Below are 24,576 nucleotides of genomic sequence, written 5' to 3' on the forward strand. Positions count from 1 at the left end.
CCTTAGTAGTACCTTCTTCACATACAAGTATAAACTATTATTTAATTACTCCATCTAAATGATCTTTCAAGTTCAATAAATACTGCTCAATATCCGGATTCTTCACCACATCATAACAAGCAAAGCTCTTTAACGGGCTCATACCAAGAAACTTCTGCACGCGGTGTAAATGACTAAGCGTTGATTCTAGACTTTCCCCTTCAAAGAACTTCGTCTTATCTCCAAAAGAATTTTCAGGTGCATTCCAAGTTGTAGAGAACATATACTCTTTCTCTGTTAATAAACCACCTGTTCCATATTCATCTGCACCTTTAAAGAACAAACCGTATTCATACACTTCATCCATATACGTTTTAAATAAGCCCGGTACACTAAACCAATAAATTGGCGTTTGATAAATCACCACATCAGCCCATAAAAACTTCTCTTGTTCTTCTTTAATACTATAGCCATCTTGAATCGTTGTTGTTTTCACATGATGCTTCTCACTTAATACCGTTACCATATAATCAACTAACGTTTTATTTAATCGTCCTTCTTTCGTACCGTATTTTTCATGTCCATTTATAATAAATATATTTTTCATCACTTTTCTCTCCCCTATATAATTTACTCCTCAGCTACTAACCCAAGTTGTTGTTTCAGCGTAAGATTATCTTCTAAATGCCAGTCTTCTGTAATCTTTCCGTCTTTTACATGTAAAATATCAATTGCAAAAAAATCGATTTTTTTATCGTTATGCGTTCCTGTAAAAGAAAGACGAGCTGTTACTTTATCACCGACGACTAATAAATCTTCAATCTCGCAATGTATGTTAGGAACAACTTTATGAAAGTTTTGCGCCGCAAACTTTAATCCTTCCATGCCTTGTGGTCGCCCTTTCGGCAATGTATGATCGAAAAAATTTTCAGTAACAGTCTGCGGAATAAGCTCCTCTTTACCTGTATCCCAAAATGCATAAAAACGCTGCGCTGCATGAACCATTTCGGTCGCCTCCTTTTGACTTAATGAGGGATCAATTGTCATCGCTTTTGGCTTTGGCATTTCTTTTAATAACTGGACTTCCGTTTTTTCTTCCACGCCGCATGCTACAAGTACAATACAAACAACAAACAAACTAAGGAATCTAAACAACTTTTTTATCCCCATGAAAATCACCTCCTCCTCATCTAAACCCTTTGTATTTCGTATTGCTATTGTATATGCACTAACTTCCTTTATGGAAGTAATGATATTTTTTTCATATAGTTACCAAAAGTATAGTTATGTGATACTATAAAGAAAATTCAGCCAAAAAAATTTTATGGAGGCTAGTTCCATGAACAATATAGATTCAGTTGAATTAACGAAAGGTTTACCTGGCATACCTTGTCCTATCGCTAAAACGCTTAATGTAATTAGTACGAAATGGACATTTTTAATCATTCGTGACCTTCTTATCGAAGGAACATTACGCTTTAGTGATTTACAAAAATCAATGGATGGTATTAGTCCAAAAACATTATCGCTTCGACTAAAAGAATTAGAGTCTCAAGGCATTATAACGAGAAAAGTATATCCAGAAGTTCCGCCTCGTGTAGAGTACACATTAACGGATAAAGGAAAGCAATTAGAGGGGATATTTATTGAATTAAAACGGTTTGGATTAAGCTTATAAAACAAAAACCCCTTACCGTCGTAAGGGGTTTTATTACTTCGCAAAACTTTCAGCTAGCTGTTTCTCTCTCCACATAAATGTAATGCCGAGACCAACTATTAAAACAACTCCTGAAAATGCATATGGATAATGAATGTTCATATCAAATAATATTCCGCCCATCGCCGGTCCTGCTATATTTCCTAAACTCGTATAAGTTGAGTTCATACCAGCGACGAATCCTTGCTCTTTTCCAGCTGCTTTTGATAAAAACGTCGTTAAAGCTGGACGAAGTAAATCAAATGCAAGGAAAATGAAGCACGTAACGAGAAGTACAATCCAATAATTAAAGACTACAGTTGAAACGAACGCTAATACTGCACCTACAATTAAACATATTTGAATTAACACTTTTTCACCGAATATATCAACCAATTTACCAAACATAAATACTTGCACAACTACCCCAAAGATTGAACTAATTGTAATAATTGCTGCAATATCTTTCGGTGTAAATCCAAACTTATGATCAGAAAACAGACTAAACACAGTTTCATACGCTGATAAACCAAACGCAAGTACAAATACGATAATAAATGCGATTGCATACATTGGATGTAATGATTTCTTTAAATCACCAATAAAGCTTGATTCTTTCGTATTAGAAGAAATCTCTGCAAGCTCCTCTTTCGTTAACGGTTCTTTTAAAATAAAGATCGAAATTACACATGCTATAAAAGCAATTGCTGCTGCAACGAAAAACGGCACACGTATACCGTATTCTGCAATAAATCCGCCGATTCCAGGTCCTATAATAAAGCCGGTACTAATAGCAGCAGATAAATATCCCATCGCCTTTGGACGTTCCTGTATAGATGTAATATCCGCAACATATGCCGTAACACCAGGCATAATAAACGCAGCACTAATTCCACCTAACACCCTCGCTGCATAGAGCATCCATACATCTGTTCCTAATCCAAACAGAAGCTCTGAAACACCAAAAATAAATAATCCAATGATGATCATTTTCTTCCTACCATAAAGGTCGACCCACCGACCTGTAATAGGTGAAGCAATAAGCTGAGCCATTGCAAACACTGCAACGAGATATCCCATCGTCTTACCTGTTAAACCCATATCATTCATAAAGGACGGCATAACCGGAATGATTAATCCAATCCCTAAAAAAGCGATAAATATATTACTCAAAAGAATGACCAATACCATCTTTTGTTCTTTTATCGGTTTCTTCACTTTTAACACCTCTTCCCGTAAGCTCCTCTCAAAAAATAATGCCCAAGAAGCTTTTTCTTTATCCTGCTATTTGTGGGCTAATCATGAGTAGAGATGCCCCCACTCGTTAGAATTTCACTATATCCTTCCACACATACATACGCATTAGGTGAATGACTATCATTCAGTTTTCCTCAAAAATGAACCTACCTTCTCAGACAGGTTCATCTCACTATTTCTTTATATGTAATGCATGTGTTAAAAAATCTAGTACTTCTGCCTTTTGTAGCTCCACTTGCTCATCATCTTTATGATCATATAAATACACTTGTTCCGCTGCTGATTCAACTAGAGCGATAAATAACTTCGCTGTTCGCTCTGCGTGAACCGAATCACGAATTTCACCAGCTTCTTTCGCCCCACTTAAAAATTCACTTAGCCACATATAAAGAGGCTCATACACAGCTTCCCATTCTTTTATATGTTCCGTAGATGCAAGACCCGCATACATTAAAGCTTGTATTTCACGATATTCCGCTATGAAGTGAAACACCGCATCTATTACTTGCGTAACTTTACTTGAAAAAGGCGCATCGTTTTGCACTTTTTCTTTCACTGCAAGGATCATCTTCTCAACCATCACTTCTGCTATTGCAGGCATAACAGATAACTTAGAAGGAAAATATAAATAGAAAGTTCCTTGTGCAATGCCAGCCAATTTCACGATATCAGAAATCTTCGTTTTTTCAACGCCCTTTTCCTGAAACACTTCAATAGCTGCATAGACAATTTTCTCTTTTTTATTCATCATCTAAACCCTTTCACACGCGTATTGAATGACTGTCACTCATTTTATAGAATAACTAGCTATACTGTCAATTATCGTGTACTTTTTACGATAAAAATCTCCTAACGACTTGTTAGGAGATACAGTATATCTTTACGAAAGAGCCTTTAACCCTGTCACGCCACATACAATAAGAGCCACACTAATGATACGTGCTTTACTTTTCGACTCCCCAAACAGGAACATGTTTAATAAAACGGCACCTGCTGTTCCAATACCAATCCAAACCGCATACGCGACACTTACTTGTAAAAATAAGAAAGATGTATACAAGAATGCAAAAGATGTAGCAAACCCACCTATATAAAGTGCACCATTTGCTAACGTTTTATCTTTACTATACATTTTAAGACCGATCACACCGACTATTTCACTAATTGCAGCACAAAATACGAAAAACCAACCCATCTTTAAGCAGCTCCTTCCACAGTTTCTTCTTTATTATCAGCTAGTTTTAAACCGATAACGCCGGCTACAACCATCACGATAAAGAATAATTTCCCTACACTGAAACTCCCGCCGAAAAGGAATACATCCATTAAGAAAGTACCTACCGTACCAGCTCCGGCGAAAACAGCATATACAGTCCCTGTTGCAAGATGCTCACACGCTTTAGAAAGGAAGTGAAAATCAACAGCGATAACGCCTAAAATAATAATCCAATGCCACCAAGTATCGGCTGTATTAAAACCAAACACCCAAAAAATTTCAAAGATACATGTTAATATGACATATAACCAAGCTCTATTCTTCATACCTCTCACCTCTTATGACTGACTATCAGTCATTTTTGTTTTAAAAAAATATACTCTTTCATCACTACTATATAAACAACTATCATCCTCATTTACCATTTATATTTGTTCCGTTTTCAAGCAAATGGCATCCTGCTACACAAAATGACTGAGTGTCATTCATAAATATTGTACATGAATATTTAAAAAACTGTCAATGCCAAAAATTTATTCCATCCGATTTGTATATTTCCTAATAACCTGTCAATACTGCTAGTAACATAATATTTTCTCCACTCCCCCTTGGAGAGATCCCTTGAATATGAACTGCACCCCAATTGTTAGACACAGTCTAACAATTGGAGGTGCAGTTTTTCTATGGCTAAATTTACAGCTGATGAAAAAATACAAATCGTTCTACGTTATTTGAAAGGAAATGAAAGTTGTCGAGAAATCGGTATAAGTAACACAATCATTCTGAATTGGGTAAACCAATATAAACAGAATGGTGTGGAAGCTTTTCTAAAACGGTGTACAAATTACACACAACAATTTAAACTAGACGTACTAAACTTTATGATTGAAAACGGTATGTCCTTATTTGAGACGGCAGCTATCTTTAACATTCCTGCCCTTCAACGATTTCTGTTTGGAAAAAACAGTTCGAAATACAAGGAATTGATGCCCTTCAATCTAAGAAAAAGGGGCGTCCATCCATGAAAAAAGATTCAAATAAACAATTAAAACAAGCGTTAGCTGAAGGGTCAGTTGAGGCACTTGAAGCACGTGTTCAACAGCTTGAAATGGAAAATGAGTACTTAAAAAAGTTGAATGCCTTAGTTCAAAACAAGGAAAAATCACGAAACAAGACAACGCGCAAGTAGTCTATGAATTAAGGCATAAATATTCGGTGAAGGCACTCGTGGAGCTAGCTGGTATTCCACGGATTACGTATTATGATTTAGTAAAAAAAAATGAATCTTCCGGATCAAGATGCCGATTTGAAAGCTGAAATTAAAGCGATTTATGAGGAAAATGAAGGTCGTTATGGCTACCGTCGCATTCGTGATGAATTAATGAATCGTGGTCAGAAAGTGAATCACAAGAAGATTCAGCGCATTATGAAAGAGCTTGGATTAAAGTGTGTTGTGCGTATGAAGAAATATAAATCCTATAAAGGAAAAGTCGGTAAAATTGCACCTAATATGTTAGAGCGTAATTTCTACACAGATGCCCCGAATCAAAAATGGGTAACGGGCATCACAGAGTTTAAATTGTTTGGAGAAAAACTGTATGTATCACCTGTATTAGACTTGTATAATGGTGAAATGATTACCTATACAATTGGTTCTAGACCGACGTATTCACTTGTTTCAGAGATGTTAGAGAAGGCATTAGAACGTTTACCTGAAAACCACCAACTACTGATGCATTCGGATCAAGGGTGGCATTATCAAATGAGACAATACGTCCGTACACTTGAATCAAGAGCGATTGTCCAGAGTATGTCTCGAAAAGGTAACTGTGACGACAACGCAGTAATAGAGAATTTCTTTGGGATTATGAAGTCGGAGTTCCTCTATATAAAAGAATTTGAAAGTGTAGAACATTTTAAAATAGAATTAAAAAAATATATCGATTATTATAATACGAAACGGATTAAGGCAAAATTAAAAATGAGCCCGGTACAATACCGGATTCCCTTTTATCAAGCTGCCTAATGAAATAACCGTGTCTAACTTTTAGGGTTCACTTCACTTTATAGCTGCTCTTTTTATTTTCATCTTTCATAATCCCAATCGCATGTTCACTTGATTCAAAATAAATATTTACTTATGCAATACTGTCACGATATTCCTCTCTATAAATTCCCAAAAAGCCATTTTGAATTCTTTTTAAATCTGATTTTCTTCGTTCTAAATCAGTAATGAGATGTGTAGCTTCTTCAGATTTCAAGCTATATATTCCTTTCTACAAAATAGCATTTTCACTCAATTATCATTTCACTTTTTTGTTCTACAATTCGATATGCAATATTTCATATTTCATTATTGCAATATCACTTTATTAACCATCTCATTATATAAACGCGTTTCTATTGTGCGTTAAATCAGCATTTGTAATTTAATTCCTTATTTAAAATATCTAGTTTTTATTTTTAAACACTATATTCGGATAATTATATTGGAATTTCTTGCTCTACACATCCAAATACATATTGTGTATTATGTAGGAGAAGAGTAATTAAAAGACTTACTCTTTGCTATTGAGGGAAGAGCCTGAGAGCCATATCAGGCTCTTCTTTGTTTATATGTCATGTATTTGAATTTTACAGTATGAAAAACTAATTGAAATTCTTAACAACATTTCATATTTGACTAAAATATAGATACCCACTATTACATAAATAATAATGGGCCCTTTTCTCCCTGAAAACTTCACCCAACATACCGAATCATCGCTACTTCATCACAATAATCTACCTTTGGACAATGCCTACAATCAATCCATACTTTCTCTGGCAATGCATCTCTATTCACAAAATCAAACCCGCACTTTTGAAAAAATTCCGTTTCATATGTTAAAGAAATAACTTTACTCACTTTTATTTTCGCTGCCTCATTTATTACATGGTTTACTAACATACGTCCAATCCCTTTCCCTGCATATGTATGCGAAACGACTAACGACCGGACTTCTGCAAGGTCCTCCCCTAACACATGTAAACCAGCAACTCCGACGATTTCCCCCTCTTCTTTCACAACATACAAACACTGTAAATATTGGTAGAGAGATAAAAGAGAACGCGGTAAAACCACTCCCTCTTTTGCGTAAATCTCAATGAGACCATAAATTTCTTTCACATCACTCGTAACCGCATTAAAGATTTTCATATTCTATCCCCTTGCCCCTAATATTAATATTTATAATTTAAAATGAATTTTAATACACAATTTTATATAATAATACATCTCTCTTTTCTCCTCGTCAATCACTTTATACAAACAAAAAACCAAGCGATCTAATCGATGCTCGGTCCCTCATTTCGTATCGGTAATACGGTCGAATATTTAATTTCACGAAGTGCTAAACTCGTCTGTATCTTTGTAATACCAAGCTTATTTAGCTTTCTAATAAACTGCTCTAATTCTTTACGATCACGATTTGCAACCTTTAATAAATAATCATACTCTCCTGTTAAGCAGTGACATTCTAACACTTCAGGCATCGCTTCTAATTCTTTTTCCAGCACTTCCAACTTGTCAAATTGATGAATATTCGTACTCATAAAAATAAAGCATAATAAATCAAAACCAAGCTTTTCTTGATTTAAAATGGCTACTTGCTTATCAATGAATCCTTCTCCATCTAATCTTTTTATTCTCGCATGCATCGCAGCTGGTGATAAATTAACACGTCGCGCAAGCTCTGCATTACTTACTTGTGACTCCTTCTGCAATATATCTAAAATTTGTACGTCCAAATCATCCAACACTTTAATAACTGACGACTCCATTACAATTCCCCCTTTTTCTTACCGATGATTATTCGAAAAAACACCTTACAACTTATATAAAACTGAATATCATTTCCAAAACACTATCTAAAACGAAACATTTTATCAACTTTTATCCATTATACAAAATAATATATTACACAATAAAGAAAAATGCTAAAATTATTTACAATTCACATTGATTACAACAAAGGGGATTTTAATATGCCTTATTTTTATATCTTTTTACTATTACTAACGAGCTTATTATGGGGAGGAAATTTCGTCGTTGGAAAATCACTCGTTGATCACGCATCTCCAATGACACTTACAAGTTTAAGATGGATGATTGCGATCGTTTGTTTATTACCGATGGTATGGTTTAAAGAAAAGAAAATCATTCCACCTCGTGCTGCCATACTTCCTTTAATACTAATGGGGATTTCAGGGGTCGCTCTTTTTAACATCTTTCAATTTCTAGCACTAGAGAAAACATCCGCAACGAATGTAGGGCTTATTTCTACATTAAATGCGATTTCAATCGCACTATTTTCTGTCTTATTTCTAAAAGAAAAAGTAAATACACTTCAAATTTTATCTATGATTCTTTCATTCTTCGGGGTTATCCTCGTCCTATTAAAAGGTAACCTTGCACTTTTATTTTCACTACATTTTAATAGCGGTGATTTATGGATGATTGCGGCTGTTTGCATTTGGGGAATGTATTCTGTTTGTAGTAAATGGGCAACAAAAACAACGACACCACTCATGGCCACATTATACTCTGGTATTTTCGGCGTTATTTTATTACTGCCATTTAACATTGGAAGCTTCACTGTTACAAATATCAACACTTCTTTTATAACATCACTTTTATATACGGGACTCATTTCCACAGTTCTTTGTATGGTATTTTGGAATGTTGGCGTACAAAAATTAGGAGCAACTACATCTGGTATTTTTCTAAACTTTAATCCCATTTTTACCGCTATTTTAGCATTCCTGTTCCTCGGTGAAGAACTAACATGGATACAAATTGTAGGGACAATAATCGTTGTGACAGGATGTTATTTATTTTCTCATTTCAAAACAGTTGCTGTTCAGCCAACTAGAGCTTTAATACGAAAACATTCGTAATGAAAAAACATCGTCATCTGAGTTGGCGATGTTTTTATTTATTCTTCATTTCTTTTATATACTGCTTTTCCTCTTCTGGTGATAAACGTTCTGTTGCCTTGCCAGTATCTCCACCTTGAAGGCTCCATAAAAAGTTGTGCTCCTCAACAGTTTGAGAAAAATCTCCTCTTTCCCATCTATTTATAATAGAAAATAACTTCATTTTATATTGAAAACCTGTACTATTTTCAATATCTCTTTTCACATTAGAAATTTCCTTGTTTGTCATTTCTACAAAACCCCATTTTTCAGAGGATTTTACCTTTTGGTGTACCATTTTGTGCATAGTAGAAATAATTTCACCTTCACTAACTTGTGAAGAGTCTTCTGCAATTTTCTTCTCTTTTTCGTTTGCCACTTGTTGGGTTTGAATATTTTTATTTTCTTTTTCCACATATGCAAGCAATTTCTTTCCGCCAACTATAGACGAGAAAATTACTATAATTGTAATGCATATACCTACGCCCCATTTAAAAAGCATTATCTCTTCATCGCTTCTCTAACAAGATGACTATCTACATACTGCTTAAACTTCACAATTTTTCCGTTCTCAAGTTGCCATACATGAACAAATTCTGCTTCAAATGATTTTCCCGTGTCTTTATAAACTCCTGAATACATACCTTCAGCAATAATTACATCTTTTCCGCTTACTTCATGATATGTATTTACACTCGCTTTATAATCATCCCATTCTGATCCCAATCGGCTAAATACATTTTCCATTATTGCTTCTACACCGATATAAGTTCCCCCGTACGGGAACCCTTCCGCCTCTGTCCATTCTACTTTTTCAGAGAGGGCTTCTGCTAAATGTTTTGCATTCGAAGAAGCTGATCCTTCATATGTACTTCGAATCATTTCTAAATTTGATTTAGGCATGTTACTTCCTCCCGTTTTATTTATTTTTTACACACAGTGTAACCGAAACTGTTACACTGTGTGTAAAAATATTTAAATTGTTTTATTCTTACTCTACACATTGTAATCAATATAGTTACAACAATGATTCAAGTCAACAATTTATTAATAAGTTTACTTCGTTTTCATTACTTTCTCTTTTACGAAACGATCTACATATCCTTCTGCTTTTACAACGAATAAATACGCACCCATTGATAATAATGCAAGATCTAATTCATATCCTGGGTTCTTTCCATCTCCTAATAAACCTGCTGCTCCATTTACCTTTACGATAGCTCCAGCTAAAATAAGAGCGAATAGCAATCCTACATATCGTACGCCTAAACCGATAATTAATAATATACCACCAACTAATTCAACTGTTGCTACGCCATATGCAAGACCGCCTGGTAAACCAATGCTTGTAAACCAGCCTGCTACGTTATCGATACCTGATTGAAACTTCGCTAAACCATGTGCAAAGAACGTTACTCCTAACACAATACGAATAATTAAATTACCAATGTATTGATTCATTTTGAACTCTCCTTTTTGTTTTGTTATGGTGAACTTTTATTCACAAGTCAAAACAATACGGTATTTCATTTCATTCGTCAAATACTTTTTTAAAGAAAACAAAAAACATTATCCCTTTTACGGATAATGTTTTCTTACAAAATAGTGCTAATTCAAGCTTTTACTCTATCGCACAAAAAAGTTGAAACATTTTTCCAGCACCAACATACGGCAATAAAGATATATCCTCTTCTACAACCATGCCAACAACGTTCACTTTCTCATCTACAGGCAAATCATGTATGGCAACTTGCATTTCTCCAGCATATCTACCGTACAATTCATTATCAATTGTAATGCTGCCTTTCTTTCTTGAAATGGTATGCATCGGCTGTAAAATCACTTTATGCTCTTCTCGCGATTCTACCGAGCGAATGACATCACGAGCTGGATCTAATCGATTCGTATGCACTTGCTCTACCATTTTTAATACTTCTTTATCAGTTATAAACGATTTGTACCGCAGCGGAATAATCCCTCTACTTGCACTCGCTATCTCTTGTACACTTTCTACACTTCCGCTTATATCCCCGATTAACACCTTATCGACACCACAATCTTGTACAAGTTCTAAGTACGCTTCAAGCGGGCGCATATTGCGGTGCTTTTCTAACGTTGGTAAGCCTTCATATAGCGGACCACGTTTTTCACCATCTCCCGGAATAAATGCCATCGTTTTTATTCCGCACTCATGTAAGTATTGATTTTGCTTTTGCAAGAAGGACTTCGCTAGTCCTGTTTCTGGACGCGGATAAAAATTATGCCACGCTTCTACATTCTCTATCCGTATCTTTTCAGTGATTAACTCTTTCCAAAATGAATCTGTAATCGTACTCGCATTTAAGGCTACTTTCATTTTATGGGATACGCGCGCGATTTCTTTTGGCGCAATGCCGTAGTCCATTCTTAAGCCTGTAATGCCCCAGTCCAATAGCTCCTCCACATTTTCATACGTCATCCCTAAATGGTGTAACGATTTTGGAGAAACATCGACCATTAATTCCATGTCATTTTCAAGAGCTTGCTTCCCAAGTATTTGAATTAACTCTTTATACGTAACAGGGTCATCTTCTGGTATATGAAGTGATGTAAAAATAGATGCAAACCCGTTTTTCTTCGCTACTTTTAGCCATTCTTCTTGTTTCTTTACTCGCTCTTTTGAAAGATAAATTGATACTCCTAGCATATGAATCTCCCTTTCTATGAATAAAAAAAGAGAAAGGAATCCCTTTCTCTATATGTTTTCTGCCATTTCTTCTTTAAATCCGAAGAAGTACGTAAAGATGAACCCGAACGTATATGCAACGACTAATCCAAGGAAATATAGTAAATATTTATTATCAGCAATTAACGGAATTAATGATAATCCTGATACACCAATTCCGAGTGCAGCTGTTTTCATAACTGCTTGGAATGCACCACCGACAGCTGCCCCTAAACAAGCGGTAAGAAACGGTTTCCCAAGTGGTAATGTAACCCCGTATAATAACGGTTCGCCAATTCCTAAAAATCCAACTGGTAATGCCCCTTTAATTACGTTACGAAGTCGTTTGTTTTTTGTTTTCACATAGATGGCGATCGCAGCTCCTACTTGCCCAGCTCCAGCCATTGCGAGTACTGGTAATAAAGGTGTTACGTGCGTTTGATTAATAAACTCCATATGAATCGGTGTTAAACCGTGATGTAATCCGACCATAACGAGCGGTAAAAATGTTCCTGCAAGTACTGCTCCCGCAAACGCGCCACCAATACTTAAAATACCATTAATTCCGCTTGTAATTCCTTCAGATAAGAAACCTGCTACTGGCTGAATTGCTAACATCGTTACGATACTTACGACTAACACAGTAATAAGCGGCGTTACAATAATATCAACTGCATTTGGTACAGCTTTTCGAACTTGTCTTTCCACTACAACCATAAGCCACGCTGCAAAAATAACGGCAAACAATCCGCCCCGTCCGGGTACGAGCGCTTCACCGAATAATTTTACAGTCGCCATCGCCGGGTTAAAAATTAAAATACCAGCAATTGCCCCAAGAACCGGTGTCCCGCCAAACTCTTTCGCTGTATTCCAGCCGACTAAAATGCCTAAGAATGTAAAGATACCGCCGCCAATGAGTAGCAACATTTGTAGCCACGTTGCATTCGGATCAGCACCTGCGTTTTTCGCAAAGTTAGCAACCCCGTTTATAATACCTGATGCAACAAGACCCGGAATTAATGGAATGAAAATACTTCCTATTTTTCTTAAAAAGTTTTTCACCGGTGTATTATTTTTCTTCTTAATCTCTGACTTCATCTCTTGGCCAAGATCTTCAAGGTGATGATCTGCCACCTCACCAATTCGGAGTCCCGTTAAACCTTCCATTTCAGCTGCTACTTTATTTACCGTCCCCGGACCAACGACAACTTGAAGCGTCTCATCTTCAATAACTCCCATAACCCCTTCAACCTTTTTCAAAAGGTCCATATTCACTTTACTTTCATCATGAAGCGTTAATCGTAGTCTCGTCATACAATGAGCAATGCCACGAATATTTTTTACTCCCCCAAGTTGCTCTGAAATTTCTCTGGCCATTCTCTCTTCTTTCTTCATAATAGAATCCCCCTCCCTATTATTTTATAGTGCCTTTTTTACAAACCCTTTCGCTTCTTTTAATTTCTGCAGTGCTTCCCCATACTCACACTGCAATAACACCATAACAATCGCAGCTTTCACGTTACGTTCTGCTTTTTCATAATGCTCTGCCGCTACTTCATAACTAACACCTGTTGCTTCCACAATAATTCGTTTTGATCGTTCTATTAACTTTTCATTTGTAGATTGCACATCTACCATTAAGTTTTTATATACTTTCCCAACACCAATCATAGATGCTGTTGAAATCATATTGAGCACTAATTTTTGCGCTGTACCAGCCTTCAAACGCGTTGAGCCTGTTAAAATTTCTGCGCCTGTTTCTACTTCCACATTTAGTTTTGCATATTTACTTATTTCAGCATTTTTATTACAGGAGATACTAGCTGTACTCGCTCCTACACGATTCGCGTACTTCAAGCCACCAATAACATAAGGAGTTCGACCACTTGCTGCAATTCCAATTACAGTATCTTTCTCATTTAATCCAATACTTTTTAAATCTTCTTCTGCTAATTCTTCGCGATCTTCTGCACCTTCTACCGCTTTAGTAAACGCTTTCAATCCGCCTGCTATAAATCCTTGCACCATTTTATCGTCTGTGCCAAATGTCGGCGGACATTCCACTGCGTCCAAAATACCTAAACGGCCACTTGTACCAGCCCCAATGTAAATTAATCGGCCCTCTTCTTCGAAAGATTTAATAACAGTCTGCACAACTTTTTCAATCTGCTCTATTTCATTTTCAACTGCTAATGCAACAGTTCGATCTTCTTCATTCATACTTTGCAGAACTTCTTTTATGCTCATCTCATCTAAATTCATCGTCTTCTCATTACGATGTTCTGTCGATAAATTTTCTAACATATTCCCACCTACTTTGAAATTTAATTTCATACTTTTATTATAACTTCAAGAAATTTAAAATCAATATTACTTTACTATTTTATGAAATTTAATTTCTTTTCATGACGAATTTATGTCCGTCCGTATGCAAAAAAGATGGGTTTCCCCATCTTCTCATTTCAACTTCCGTAATCGCAAAGCTTCTTCTTTTGTCTCCATAAATTGATCCAACACTTTATTACCAATACGATTAAAAGTAATCACATATAGAGCATCTATCATGTTCAATTGCGTCATTCTTGAAGCAATACTCGCAATACGATGATCTTGTTCTACATCTGGCATACAAAGACGAATATCCGCCTCTTTATATAACGGTGATGATTGATCGAGCTTCGTAATCGCAATAACTGTTGCACCTTGTCTCTTCGCGTATTGCGCCATTTCAAGTACATCTTTCGTACGACCAGATGTTGAAATTGCCACAAATATATCGCCTTCTTTTAAATTCGTCACAAGTGGCAACATCATATGAAAATCAGATAGCATCATCGCTGTAAATCCGAGCCTTGTAAATTTATAAGCTCCGTCCATCGCCGGAGTAGCTGATCCGCCTACCCCGTAAAAAATAATTTTATCGGCATTTACAATATGATCTGCAGCTTTTTCAAGTTCTTTTTTATCTATCGCCGTCACGCTCGCCTCAATTGCAGCTTTATTCACATACGTAACTTTATTAAACAAGTCGTACGGTCCATCTTCCGTATTCATCACTGAAAAATCGTTAATATTATAATCAGCAATCGTTAATTCGCGAACGAGCGCGATTTTAAATGCTTTAAAACTTCCGATTCCAATCGACTTACAAAAGCGAACAACACTCGCCTCACTTGCGCCCGCATTCGTTGACACTTCTTTCGTCGTTAAGTTCGGAACAATCTCTGCATTCTCCGTTATGTACATGGCAACCTTCTTTTCAGCTGGTGAAAATTGATCCATATTACTTTCAATTTTAAATAGTAACGTTGAAGCTTTCACTATTTAACCTCCACTTCTTACGGCTGCGTTTACTTATTTTCTCTTGCTTCAAGAAGGTAAAAACCATCATCGCCAGGAGGATGAAACACATTTACAATGCGATTCCCTTTTTGATAAACGGTTCTTTCCCCTTCTGTCCACTTCTTTTCCCAACCGTTCATCCAAATCGCAACATCAGGTAAAAAAGCAGTATATTTCAGCTTCTGGTCGTACTCACCATCTGCTTCTTCCGAGAAAATAGAAACCGGAAAATCTTTCACTTTTGATTCTTTCCATGCAGTAAATGGTATGCACAATAAAAGAAGTATAATTACACCTATAATCTTTCCCTTCGTAATCCTCAAACACATCCTTCTCCTTGTCATATCACATACATAGATTTTACCATAATTACAAACCTTTCATGCCACATGACTATTGCTTTTCCAATAAAAAAAGAGCTTACCTACATCAGATAAGCTCTTCCTCTTTACACGAAATATTTCTTTAAAAGCGGCGGCGTAATAATCGTCGTCAATATAACGACAATAACAATCGCTGTGAAATTTTCTTTCGCTAATAAATTCGCCGCAAGTCCATTGGCCGCGATAATAAGTGCCACTTCTCCGCGCGACACCATACCCGCCCCGATACTAATAGAAGATTGAAGGTTGAATCCTGTTAACCTTGCTCCTAAACCTGATCCAATTAACTTTGTGAAAATCGCAATAAGCGTCATAATGATAATGAACCAAAGCTGGCTTCCGATACCTTGAAATGTAATTTCCATTCCAATACTTACAAAGAACACTGGCACAAATATCGCATACGCAATCGGTTCAATTTTATGTTCTACTTCGTGCTTATACTCTGTTTGAGAAATGGCAATTCCGGCTGCAAATGCTCCAATAATACCTGCAATCCCCATCATTTCACTGTAATACGAAAACGAGAAACAAATGATAAGAGCTGCACTAATTAACGCTTCTGTTACACGAAGCGGCACAAGCATTTTCATAATCCATGGAACAACTTTCCATGCAATAAAAACGATGCTGACAAAGAAAATAATTTTCTTTACGATAACGAGTGTTATATTCACATCTTGCGTTCCTAAAAAGCTCATAACAAATGCTAATAAAATAACGACAATGACATCATCAAATACGGCAGCACCTAAAATCGTTGTACTTTCTCTCGTATTCATTTTCCCTAAATCTCTTAGCGTTTGCACCGTAATACTAACTGACGTTGCGCAAAGTAATAACCCTAAAAAAATTGCATGAGATTGTATTAGTCCAAACAGCAATCCTGTTACATAACCACCGATGAAAGGAAAAATAATTCCACCAGCTGCTACTGCAAATGATGATTTTAAATTCCGATTTAGTTCTTCTAAATCTGTTTCAAGTCCGGCCATAAACATAAGGAGTAAAACACCAATCTCACTCAGCTCATCAATCAGTTCAGAACTATTTATAATACCAAGTACAGCTGGACCGATAATAATACCGATAATTAATTTACCAAGTACAGAAGGCTGGCCAAGCCTCACGCTAATATCACCAGCTAATTTCGTACAAAGTAAAATGACGACAAGTTCAAAATAAAATAACATAGCATCTTCTCCTACTTTAACTTTAATCAGTGGGTCGTTAACCCTCGTCCATTCCTGCAAGTAGTTTCTCCTATTCATCCGCATTTTATTTGTCATATTTTTATTTGACAAAATATTCTGAATTATATTAAGATTAATCCAGCAATTTTAAAAACTACGCACCATAACTGTACCTCGATTTCCTTACATACTCTTTTCTAGTGGGCTCATACTACATTCGCAGTTATGGAAATGAAAAACGGGGGGAGAGTCCAAAGTGAAATCATTATTACGAAAAAAGGCGATTACTACTGAATCACCACGACAACTACAAAGAACATTAACCGCACTTGATTTAACGTTTTTAGGAATTGGCGCCGTAATTGGCACAGGGATTTTTGTATTAACAGGTATTGTTGCAGCGAAACATTCTGGTCCTGGTATTATGTTATCATTTCTTATTGCTGCATTTACTTGTGCTTGTGTAGCCTTTTGTTATGCCGAATTTGCTTCTTCTATTCCTGTCTCAGGAAGTGTGTATACTTACGCATACATGACAGTCGGGGAAGTCGTCGCCTTCATCGTCGGATGGTGTTTAATGCTCGAATATTTACTGGCAGTCGCAGCAGTAGCTGTCGGTTGGTCTGGTTATTTACAGTCTTTACTACAAGGATTTAACATCCATCTGCCCGCCATAATCGCCTCGGCACCTGGCGTAGGAAAAGGTGGTCTCATTGATTTACCAGCTGTTTGTATTTTACTCATCATTACTGGTCTTTTAAGTTTTGGTATACGTGAAAGCGCACGCATTAATAATATTATGGTTCTGATCAAGTTAGCCGTTATTATCGCCTTTATCGTAGCAGGTGCAAAATATGTAAAACCTGAAAATTGGACACCGTTCATCCCATTCGGATACGACGGTATTATTACTGGAGCTGCTACTGTATTCTTCGCCTTCTTAGGCTTTGATGCAATCGCAACCGCTGCGGAAGAAACGAAAAAACCACAGCGTGATTTACCAATTGGCATTATCGGTTCCCTTCTTATTTGTACTGTTTTATACATGATTGTATCTTTCGTTTTAACAGGTATGGTTCCGTATACACAATTAGATGTTTCTGATCCAGTTGCGTTTGCTTTGCATTTCGTTGGTGAAGATACGATTGCAGGACTACTCGCTGTTGGAGCGATGACTGGAATGACAACCGTTCTCTTAGTCGTTATGTATGGACAAGTTCGCGTTTCATATGCGATGAGCCGCGATGGCCTACTTCCAAAAGCGTTAGCACGTGTAAATAAAAGAGTGAAAATCCCTTTATTAAATACGTGGATTACTGGTGTTGTTGCCGCTTTATTAGCAGGACTTTTAGATCTGCACGTATTAGCGAATTTAGTAAATATCGGTACATTAACAGCCTTCACATTCGTTTGCTGCGCAGTACTTATTTTACGAAAAACACACCCTGACTTGAAACGCGGATTCCGTACACCTTTCGTACCTGTATTACCAGTTGTCGCTATTCTTTGCTGTTTATATTTAATGGCTAATTTATCTAAAACGACATGGATTAGCTTTATAGCTTGGCTTATAGTCGGTTTATGCTTCTATTTCTTCTACTCTAGAAAACATAGTCATTTAGCTACTGAAAAAGCAAACGATGAACAGAAAAAAGCATAACAAAATAGCTCGCCAATAAAACGGCGAGCTATCTTTCTGTATTATTATATTTTTTCGTTAACGATTGTAAAATGAAAAATATGCCGATGCAAGCTGTAAACGATGCCCAATTTCCTATCGGTGTTGAGTATTTAAAAACGCCAATACCTACAAGCAATAGAAAAATAATCACCTGATATATAAGCTTCCACTTTTGCATATATTCCCTCCTTTACTTCGTTCCCTTCTTTTTCTTCTTCCATGCATTTAAACTATCAAAGAAGAAGTTAATAAATAACGTGCCTAAACCCGCTAATAAAAACGTCATTAAAAATAGAACCCATATACTTTTTTCTTTTAAGAAATAATATCCTACAAGGAGCACAACCGCGATCCATACATATTCAAGAATTCTTTTTAACTTTTTCTCTTCCAAATTATTCGCTCCTTCATTCTATGCTACTTTTAGTATAACAAAAAAGAAGCCTATCATGATAAGCTTCTTTTCTTCACTCTTATTTGTTTATGCTTTTTTCAACGAGTGAAATCGCATATTCCATCGTACGGTTCATCGTTTCTACTTGTGCATCTTTTACTTTCGCATCTTTTAATACAGCTTCTGCCACTGTAATTTTTTGACTCAATGATTTCACTGAACCGTCCGTTACATTTGCAGCTTGCGCTTTTTTCAATACTGCTTTTGCAGATTCAATATTCATTTGTAATTTTTCTTTCAATGTTTTCGGTTGCTCTACTACTTTAGATTGTATAAATGTTTGATTTGCAGTTTTTAATTCATTATACGCTTGAACAATTTGTTCTCCCGTACTCGCTACATTTTCAAATACTTGTTTTGCATTATTATAGCTTTTCTCTAATTCTTGAAAAGCTTCCTTTGAATATTGACCTGGCTTATCACCAAATTCATACGTACCAGCTAGCACTTCTTTCACTTTTCCAAGCTCTTCAAATAACGCATTTACTTGCTCTAATTTCGTACGGTTAGAAAACTCATTGTACGCTGCTAATACTTCTGAAGAACTTAACGCTTTACTATATAATTTCGCAAGCGCGATTTGTCCATTTAACGGAATGCCACCATTCCCATTGCTATCAGGATCCGCTCCAAGTGCAAATGGTACATTTGGATGATACACTTTTCCTGTAGCCGGTTGGCTATTTACTTTTTTGCCATCGACATAAATAGCTACCTCACTTCCGTTATACGTTCCTGTTAAGTGATATGTTTTGTTTGCTTCTAATTGAACGCCAACACGTTTATAACTGCCACCAATGTGAGCCCATAATTCAACATATCCATTTCCTGTAGATTCAAAACCAATTCCGCCACTCTCTGTATTTTGCAAAATACCTTGTCCGCGAATTTCATTCATTGTAAATACTGTTTCTAAAGTAAACGTATTTGCAACTTTTTCTTTTTGTGCTGCTGAAAATGGAAGGTATCCAAATGTGTTTGCTTTTCCGTTTAATTTCATAACATTCTTTTTCAATGCTTTATCATATTCAATAGTCACATTGCCCTTCACATCACCTTTTGTACCAAATGGTGAATTGTCTTTAAATGTACCATCTGCAAAGTTCACATCGAAAACATCAGCCTTTGGTACTTTCACATTCGGGTCAATATTATCTTTTTTCGTAGTAATTTCCGCCGTTAATGGTTGTACACTTTCATTGCCAAATGAATCAATCGCAACTACTTCAAGTGTATATGTTTTCCCACCATCTAACCCTGCCAGTGTAAATGTGAGCTCTTTCGGCACTGGATCACGATAAAACTCTGAGAATGCCAACAATTTGTTCTTTATTTCTCCCGTTTGCTTATCTCTAGCTTGTACGCGATAAGAATGAACAAGAAGGTTATCCAGCGCTTGTGGGAATGTTACTGTTGCTGCATTTTCTGTTACATTTGATACCGCAAGCTTTGCATCCTTTGCAAAGTAAGGCTTTTCTTTATCACGATCTTCTACATGTGTAAATGTTTCTTTCTTTGCTGGTAATTTAATTTTCCAAGGCTCGCCTGTCCAAGAATTTGTATGGAAATCACGGCGATTAATCGTTACCTCTTTATCGTCTACTTCCACTAATAAGCCTTGGCTTAATGTACTAGCTCCTGGCGGTATATTCCCTTGTACTTTACCACCTTCAACTTCCATATAACTTACTGAAGATGTACCAACTGATGTAAAGTCTTTTTGATGAATCGATCTCGGGTCGTCTAACGGATAATGTGAATGGCCTGAAAATGTAATAACTTGTGGATATTCTTTTAACACCTCGTTAATTTTCGCACTATCTTTTGTTCCCCACTCTTGGCTACCATATACTGTATCTTTAATATGTTGGTGTAAAAATACGAAAATTGGTTTTTCTGGATCATCTTTTTGTGCCTTTGCCATTTCTTCTTTTAACCAATTAATTTGCTTATCTGAATAATATCCATGAGTTGTCCCATCTTCCGGAGACATAACAAGGAAATGATACCCTTTTACCACTTTGTGATAATAAATCGATTCCATTCCTGTTTTTTCTAAGAAACGCTTCTGTGCGCCCTCTACAGATAAACCGTTCCAATAATCATGGTTACCAAGAGAATTCATTCGCACAGCATCTTTATTTGCATTTTCATTATACACTTGCATGAAACGATCATATTGTTGCAGTGATCCTGAATCAGTAAAATCTCCCACAATTACAAACGCATCTTGTTTAGGTGCAAGTGTATTCAGTTGCTCGATTGCTCGTTTCCAGCGAAACGTATCATCCGTTCCACTATTCTTAATATGTACATCACTTACAACTGGAAAAACTATCTTCTTCTCACTCGGTGCCTTTTCTTGCTTCTTCTCTTCCGCTTTAACTGATGTACTCCACGGAAATGATACGAACGCTAATACAAAAACCATTAATAATCCAATAAGTCCTTTTACTTTTCGTAAAGCTGTTCTTTCCACATGAATCCTCCTCATATAATCAATTAATTACAATGATTATTGTACTGAACACATATTAACTTCATATAAATTAGAAATAAAATTTATTTAATTTTTGTAAATATACAGTCAATTTACTGTAACATCCAACATTATTTGTATTATCTTATACAACCATCTTTTGTCTAACAGACTCTTATTCATGATTATGAGTTGGACGCCTATTAAACAAACTTTCCTGAAATTTTTTGCCCCTTTATTAACACAACTATCGTTTTGCCACATTTAATAGTAATAAAAAGAAACTATGAAGGGAGGAGCTATTAATGGCTTGTAAAAAAAATATCGGCTGTTATGCCCCTTTATCTATCATTTGCCCTCCCTATGATCCACCTACTCCCCCTGACCCACCATCTTGTGAATTAGTCAACAATGAATTCGCTGGTAATTTTTTTATAACAAAAGAAATTCCACCGCCTTCTGAAGGTTCTACATTAATCTTATGGGAAGGAGATGGTGTACTTAAAATATCGGGTAATATTTCTGTGTATAATAGCACTAGTAGTACTGAAGCGGTTACAGTTCAAATTATTGGACAGGTGACAAATACTTTCACTGTCTATCCTGGCAACACAATGTCATATACAGGTCAATCATTACAATCTGTGGCAATTATTAATCTCCCAAATAATCCAATTCGGTATATAGAAGGAAAATATTGTTGTCAATTCTCATTTTGCTTTTAAAGTGATTTATGACCTCAACTTACAAACTATAAGAAAAAGCATACCATTTTGGTATGCTTTTTCTTATGAAATTGGATAACGTACTGTTAGACATAATTGCCCTTGACTTACTCCCGTTCCCGTTGTTACGATTTGAATTGTAGTAAAGTATCTTACTGTAAATGACCCACTACTTTGTGGTTGTACAGTACATTCGTAATAGCAGTTGCTACTACAGTTCCTGACCACGGACTACACACTTTATCTTGCACATAATTTTTATCTGGACAACAAGTTAAAGCTGACCCTGAGCACTCACAAGACATAGTTGTTTCCCCTCTCTCTTTTATATTCCCTATATGTGTATGTCCCCCAGAGTCTTTTGCCTGTACTATTCGTCTATTTTCAAAAAATATTCATGTGGCTAGATAGATTCCGTTTTGTTTCTTTTTTTCATAAATTTATAGATAAATATACCACCGACAACAATAATCACGACTAATAATATCGGTAGCATATATTGTCCAACAATATCCGCAGCCTTTTCCCAATGTGGACCTAATTTCATTCCAAAATAGACATATAAAGTCGTTAACGGGAACATTGCTACAAATGTATAAATACTAAATTTCCATATATTCATTTTTGCCATACCACATGGAACAGAAATAAGTGTTCGAACTCCCGGTACAAAGCGTCCAACAAATGCTACAACTGGTCCATATCTCTCAAAGAAATCATCTGCTTTTTGAATTTGTTCTTCTTTAATCAAGAAGTATTTCCCATATTTTATTAATAGAGGACGACCACCGTAATAACCGAGTGCATATAACGTTAATGGTCCTGTCGTTCCCCCAAGTGTTCCAGCTAATACAGCTAGCCAAAAATTCATATCGCCCTCGTACACCCAATACCCAACCATAGGCAAAACTACCTCTGCTGGAATAAATTCAAACGTTAAAGCCAATACAACTCCAAAATAAGAAAACTGCTTTAAAAACTCGATTATATCTAAAATCATTTGCTCCATATTTTCTACTCCAACTCCTATCCTACGTTTACGTTATGCTTTTCTTGTAATTGAACTGGCGCCATCTTTACAATTCGGTTCAGAATAAATAACACAATTCCAATATCATCTAAAATACCGATAAACGGTAAGAAGTCTGGAATTAAATCGAGCGGCATCGCTACATAACCAACTAAAAAAGCAATGGATAAGATTTTCTTCTTTATTGAAACCTCTTTTGAAGTAAAAAAGTCAAATAGGAATGGAACAAATCGACGAACATGAAATACAACTCTTAATCTACTAATCAGTTTTTTCATTTTTATTTCTCCTCTCTTTGTATACAAAAAGGCCCCTACCAAATATGGTAAGGGTCCTAAAAAAGACAATAAGGGGCCTTTACCATTGCTGGTAAAGGTCTCACTAACAACGAAACGTTGCCAATAAAGCCGAGGGTTTCTCCCTGTAATGACGACTTTACTGTAATAAGTTACTCCCCTTTATATACACAATTTTATACAATCACATTAAAATATTTTGGAGGGCTTGTCAATATATTTTATATCCCAATCCCTTCCGTAAAAAACAAAAAACGTATAGGAAATTTCTTACTATCTCATAATATACATAATCATTTTTGAACGAAAGGAGAGGCTTCATTTGCATACCGTCTGGAAAGGTGCACTTTCACTTGGACTATTAAATATAGGAATTAAACTATATAGTGCCGTAAAAGAAAACGATATAAAATTTTTAAGTCTCCATAAAGAGTGCTTGACACCTATTAAATATAAAAAATTTGCTCCTGATTGTACGGATGAAGAAATTGATGATAAAGATATTGTAAAAGCCTATGAATACGCACCTCATAAATACATTATTATGGATGAAAAAGAATTAGCTGCGTTGCAAAAAGCTCACGAACCACGATCCATTCGTATTATATCTTTTGTCCAAAATGACGAAATCGATTCTGTTCTTTATGACCGCTCTTATTTTATAGGCCCTACCCCAGGACATGAAAAATCATATTTGTTATTAAAAGAAGCTCTTGAACGTACAAATAAACTTGGGCTTATTCATATTGCTATTAGAAAAAAACAACATTTAGCTATTATCCGTAACTTTGAAGATGGACTTATGTTGCAAACCATTCACTACCCTAATGAAATTCGCGATATAACAAATACACCTAACTTACCAAGTAACGAAAATTATCCGATCCAAAAACAAGAACTCACCGCAGCAATTAATTTAATCCATCACCTTACAAACCCTTTCGAACAAGAGTTATATACAGACGAATATAAAGAAGCTCTTACCGAATTAATCGAAAATAAAATTGAACAACAGGAAAAAACGGAAACAATCTCTCCTGCTCCAAACATCATCAATATTATGGAGACATTACAGGCAAGTATTGAACAAGCAAAAATAAAAAGAGACTGGTCATCTCCCTGTCAAGTAGACAGTCATAAAAAGAGTATTATGCCACGGCCTTTTCCCGATATTCTATCGGGGAA

General features: G+C 36.0%; 28 protein-coding genes and 2 pseudogenes. 6 read left to right on the forward strand and 24 right to left on the reverse strand.

Annotated elements, in window-relative coordinates; translation table 11 throughout:
• Positions 1–37: 37 nt before the first annotated feature.
• Both PDQ68_RS22145 and PDQ68_RS22150 read right to left on the reverse strand, forming a co-directional pair.
• Complete coding sequence (locus tag PDQ68_RS22145; RefSeq protein WP_011040036.1) at positions 38–586, reverse strand: NAD(P)H-dependent oxidoreductase; 549 nt, start codon at positions 584–586, stop codon at positions 38–40.
• A gap of 23 nt (positions 587–609) precedes the next feature.
• Positions 610–1,149, reverse strand: a complete 540-nt coding sequence (locus PDQ68_RS22150; protein WP_016716565.1) for an ester cyclase — start codon at positions 1,147–1,149, stop codon at positions 610–612.
• A 169-nt stretch (positions 1,150–1,318) separates the two neighbouring features.
• Between PDQ68_RS22150 and PDQ68_RS22155 the strand changes: the two genes are divergently transcribed.
• Positions 1,319–1,657 carry a winged helix-turn-helix transcriptional regulator gene (locus tag PDQ68_RS22155; RefSeq protein WP_061183542.1) on the forward strand — a complete coding sequence of 113 codons (339 nt, stop codon included), beginning with the start codon at positions 1,319–1,321 and terminating at the stop codon, positions 1,655–1,657.
• Between the two features lie 33 nt (positions 1,658–1,690).
• On the opposite strand, the gene PDQ68_RS22160 is transcribed toward PDQ68_RS22155, so the two are convergent.
• The 4 genes from PDQ68_RS22160 to PDQ68_RS22175 form a co-directional block, all read right to left on the reverse strand.
• Positions 1,691–2,893 carry an MFS transporter gene (locus PDQ68_RS22160; RefSeq protein ID WP_061183541.1) on the reverse strand — a complete coding sequence of 401 codons (1,203 nt, stop codon included), beginning with the start codon at positions 2,891–2,893 and terminating at the stop codon, positions 1,691–1,693.
• 211 nt (positions 2,894–3,104) lie between these two features.
• Positions 3,105–3,683, reverse strand: coding sequence for a TetR/AcrR family transcriptional regulator (locus PDQ68_RS22165; RefSeq protein ID WP_016716563.1), 579 nt, complete (start codon positions 3,681–3,683; stop codon positions 3,105–3,107).
• A 129-nt stretch (positions 3,684–3,812) separates the two neighbouring features.
• Complete coding sequence (locus tag PDQ68_RS22170) at positions 3,813–4,127, reverse strand: DMT family transporter (RefSeq protein WP_000539674.1); 315 nt, start codon at positions 4,125–4,127, stop codon at positions 3,813–3,815.
• A gap of 2 nt (positions 4,128–4,129) precedes the next feature.
• Positions 4,130–4,474 carry a DMT family transporter gene (locus PDQ68_RS22175; RefSeq protein WP_000796016.1) on the reverse strand — a complete coding sequence of 115 codons (345 nt, stop codon included), beginning with the start codon at positions 4,472–4,474 and terminating at the stop codon, positions 4,130–4,132.
• Between the two features lie 357 nt (positions 4,475–4,831).
• Here PDQ68_RS22175 and PDQ68_RS22180 point away from each other — a divergent pair.
• Positions 4,832–6,174 (forward strand): annotated as a pseudogene (locus PDQ68_RS22180) (IS3 family transposase).
• A gap of 112 nt (positions 6,175–6,286) precedes the next feature.
• Here the strand turns inward: PDQ68_RS22180 and PDQ68_RS22185 are convergent.
• The 3 genes from PDQ68_RS22185 to PDQ68_RS22195 form a co-directional block, all read right to left on the reverse strand.
• Positions 6,287–6,409: a hypothetical protein gene (locus tag PDQ68_RS22185; RefSeq protein ID WP_016716560.1), complete on the reverse strand. Its 123-nt coding sequence runs from the start codon at positions 6,407–6,409 to the stop codon at positions 6,287–6,289.
• Between the two features lie 482 nt (positions 6,410–6,891).
• On the reverse strand, positions 6,892–7,347 hold the full coding sequence (locus tag PDQ68_RS22190) for an N-acetyltransferase (protein WP_061183540.1): 456 nt from the start codon (positions 7,345–7,347) through the stop codon (positions 6,892–6,894).
• Between the two features lie 128 nt (positions 7,348–7,475).
• The gene (locus PDQ68_RS22195; protein WP_000446093.1) at positions 7,476–7,970 is read right to left on the reverse strand and encodes an Lrp/AsnC family transcriptional regulator; all 495 of its coding nucleotides are present in this window, start codon (positions 7,968–7,970) and stop codon (positions 7,476–7,478) included.
• Between the two features lie 204 nt (positions 7,971–8,174).
• On the opposite strand from PDQ68_RS22195, the gene PDQ68_RS22200 reads away from it, so the two are divergent.
• A complete protein-coding gene (locus tag PDQ68_RS22200; RefSeq protein ID WP_061183539.1) occupies positions 8,175–9,086 on the forward strand; it encodes a DMT family transporter in 912 nt (303 codons plus the stop codon).
• A gap of 34 nt (positions 9,087–9,120) precedes the next feature.
• On the opposite strand, the gene PDQ68_RS22205 is transcribed toward PDQ68_RS22200, so the two are convergent.
• The 9 genes from PDQ68_RS22205 to PDQ68_RS22245 form a co-directional block, all read right to left on the reverse strand.
• Positions 9,121–9,606, reverse strand: a complete 486-nt coding sequence (locus tag PDQ68_RS22205; protein ID WP_061183538.1) for a PRK06770 family protein — start codon at positions 9,604–9,606, stop codon at positions 9,121–9,123.
• Positions 9,606–10,007 (reverse strand): nuclear transport factor 2 family protein, encoded by a 402-nt coding sequence (locus PDQ68_RS22210; protein ID WP_061183537.1) that lies wholly within the window; start codon positions 10,005–10,007, stop codon positions 9,606–9,608. Before PDQ68_RS22210 ends, PDQ68_RS22205 begins: the two co-directional genes overlap by 1 nt.
• 153 nt (positions 10,008–10,160) lie before the next feature.
• Positions 10,161–10,565 (reverse strand): DoxX family protein, encoded by a 405-nt coding sequence (locus PDQ68_RS22215; protein ID WP_014893281.1) that lies wholly within the window; start codon positions 10,563–10,565, stop codon positions 10,161–10,163.
• A gap of 160 nt (positions 10,566–10,725) precedes the next feature.
• Positions 10,726–11,790: a DUF871 domain-containing protein gene (locus PDQ68_RS22220; RefSeq protein ID WP_061183536.1), complete on the reverse strand. Its 1,065-nt coding sequence runs from the start codon at positions 11,788–11,790 to the stop codon at positions 10,726–10,728.
• A 48-nt stretch (positions 11,791–11,838) separates the two neighbouring features.
• Positions 11,839–13,203 (reverse strand): PTS transporter subunit EIIC, encoded by a 1,365-nt coding sequence (locus PDQ68_RS22225; RefSeq protein WP_049114271.1) that lies wholly within the window; start codon positions 13,201–13,203, stop codon positions 11,839–11,841.
• Positions 13,204–13,227: 24 nt separating this feature from the next.
• Positions 13,228–14,112 (reverse strand): N-acetylmuramic acid 6-phosphate etherase, encoded by an 885-nt coding sequence (gene murQ, locus PDQ68_RS22230; protein WP_061183535.1) that lies wholly within the window; start codon positions 14,110–14,112, stop codon positions 13,228–13,230.
• 153 nt (positions 14,113–14,265) lie between these two features.
• Complete coding sequence (locus tag PDQ68_RS22235; RefSeq protein ID WP_061183534.1) at positions 14,266–15,129, reverse strand: MurR/RpiR family transcriptional regulator; 864 nt, start codon at positions 15,127–15,129, stop codon at positions 14,266–14,268.
• 29 nt (positions 15,130–15,158) lie between these two features.
• Positions 15,159–15,473, reverse strand: coding sequence for a hypothetical protein (locus tag PDQ68_RS22240; protein WP_001223243.1), 315 nt, complete (start codon positions 15,471–15,473; stop codon positions 15,159–15,161).
• 125 nt (positions 15,474–15,598) lie between these two features.
• Entirely contained in the window at positions 15,599–16,822 is a 1,224-nt protein-coding gene (locus PDQ68_RS22245) for a cation:proton antiporter (RefSeq protein ID WP_410973922.1), read from the reverse strand.
• 160 nt (positions 16,823–16,982) lie between these two features.
• Here PDQ68_RS22245 and PDQ68_RS22250 point away from each other — a divergent pair, with 160 nt between their 5' ends.
• On the forward strand, positions 16,983–18,386 hold the full coding sequence (locus PDQ68_RS22250) for a branched-chain amino acid transporter BcaP (RefSeq protein WP_000838699.1): 1,404 nt from the start codon (positions 16,983–16,985) through the stop codon (positions 18,384–18,386).
• Positions 18,387–18,414: 28 nt separating this feature from the next.
• Here the strand turns inward: PDQ68_RS22250 and PDQ68_RS22255 are convergent, their stop codons facing one another.
• The 3 genes from PDQ68_RS22255 to PDQ68_RS22265 form a co-directional block, all read right to left on the reverse strand.
• Positions 18,415–18,585, reverse strand: a complete 171-nt coding sequence (locus tag PDQ68_RS22255) for a hypothetical protein (protein WP_016716549.1) — start codon at positions 18,583–18,585, stop codon at positions 18,415–18,417.
• Positions 18,586–18,597: 12 nt separating this feature from the next.
• Complete coding sequence (locus PDQ68_RS22260) at positions 18,598–18,801, reverse strand: hypothetical protein (protein ID WP_000391504.1); 204 nt, start codon at positions 18,799–18,801, stop codon at positions 18,598–18,600.
• 79 nt (positions 18,802–18,880) lie between these two features.
• Positions 18,881–21,340 (reverse strand): LamG-like jellyroll fold domain-containing protein, encoded by a 2,460-nt coding sequence (locus PDQ68_RS22265; protein ID WP_061183533.1) that lies wholly within the window; start codon positions 21,338–21,340, stop codon positions 18,881–18,883.
• Between the two features lie 305 nt (positions 21,341–21,645).
• Between PDQ68_RS22265 and PDQ68_RS22270 the strand changes: the two genes are divergently transcribed.
• On the forward strand, positions 21,646–22,065 hold the full coding sequence (locus PDQ68_RS22270; RefSeq protein WP_016716547.1) for an S-Ena type endospore appendage: 420 nt from the start codon (positions 21,646–21,648) through the stop codon (positions 22,063–22,065).
• Between the two features lie 63 nt (positions 22,066–22,128).
• Here PDQ68_RS22270 and PDQ68_RS22275 read toward each other — a convergent pair.
• The 3 genes and pseudogenes from PDQ68_RS22275 to PDQ68_RS22285 all read right to left on the reverse strand — a co-directional run bounded on the left by PDQ68_RS22275 (position 22,129) and on the right by PDQ68_RS22285 (position 23,373).
• A pseudogene (locus PDQ68_RS22275) lies at positions 22,129–22,370 on the reverse strand (S-Ena type endospore appendage).
• 98 nt (positions 22,371–22,468) lie between these two features.
• A complete protein-coding gene (locus tag PDQ68_RS22280; protein WP_061183532.1) occupies positions 22,469–23,074 on the reverse strand; it encodes a DedA family protein in 606 nt (201 codons plus the stop codon).
• Between the two features lie 17 nt (positions 23,075–23,091).
• Positions 23,092–23,373, reverse strand: a complete 282-nt coding sequence (locus PDQ68_RS22285; RefSeq protein WP_000733844.1) for a YkvA family protein — start codon at positions 23,371–23,373, stop codon at positions 23,092–23,094.
• 340 nt (positions 23,374–23,713) lie between these two features.
• On the opposite strand from PDQ68_RS22285, the gene ku reads away from it, so the two are divergent.
• The coding region (gene ku, locus PDQ68_RS22290; RefSeq protein ID WP_270786961.1) for a non-homologous end joining protein Ku at positions 23,714–24,576 on the forward strand (863 nt) is incomplete at its 3' end.

The sequence above is a fragment of the Bacillus cereus group sp. Bc010 genome (assembly GCF_027716745.1).
Classification (GTDB): Bacteria; Bacillota; Bacilli; order Bacillales; family Bacillaceae_G; genus Bacillus_A; species Bacillus_A pacificus.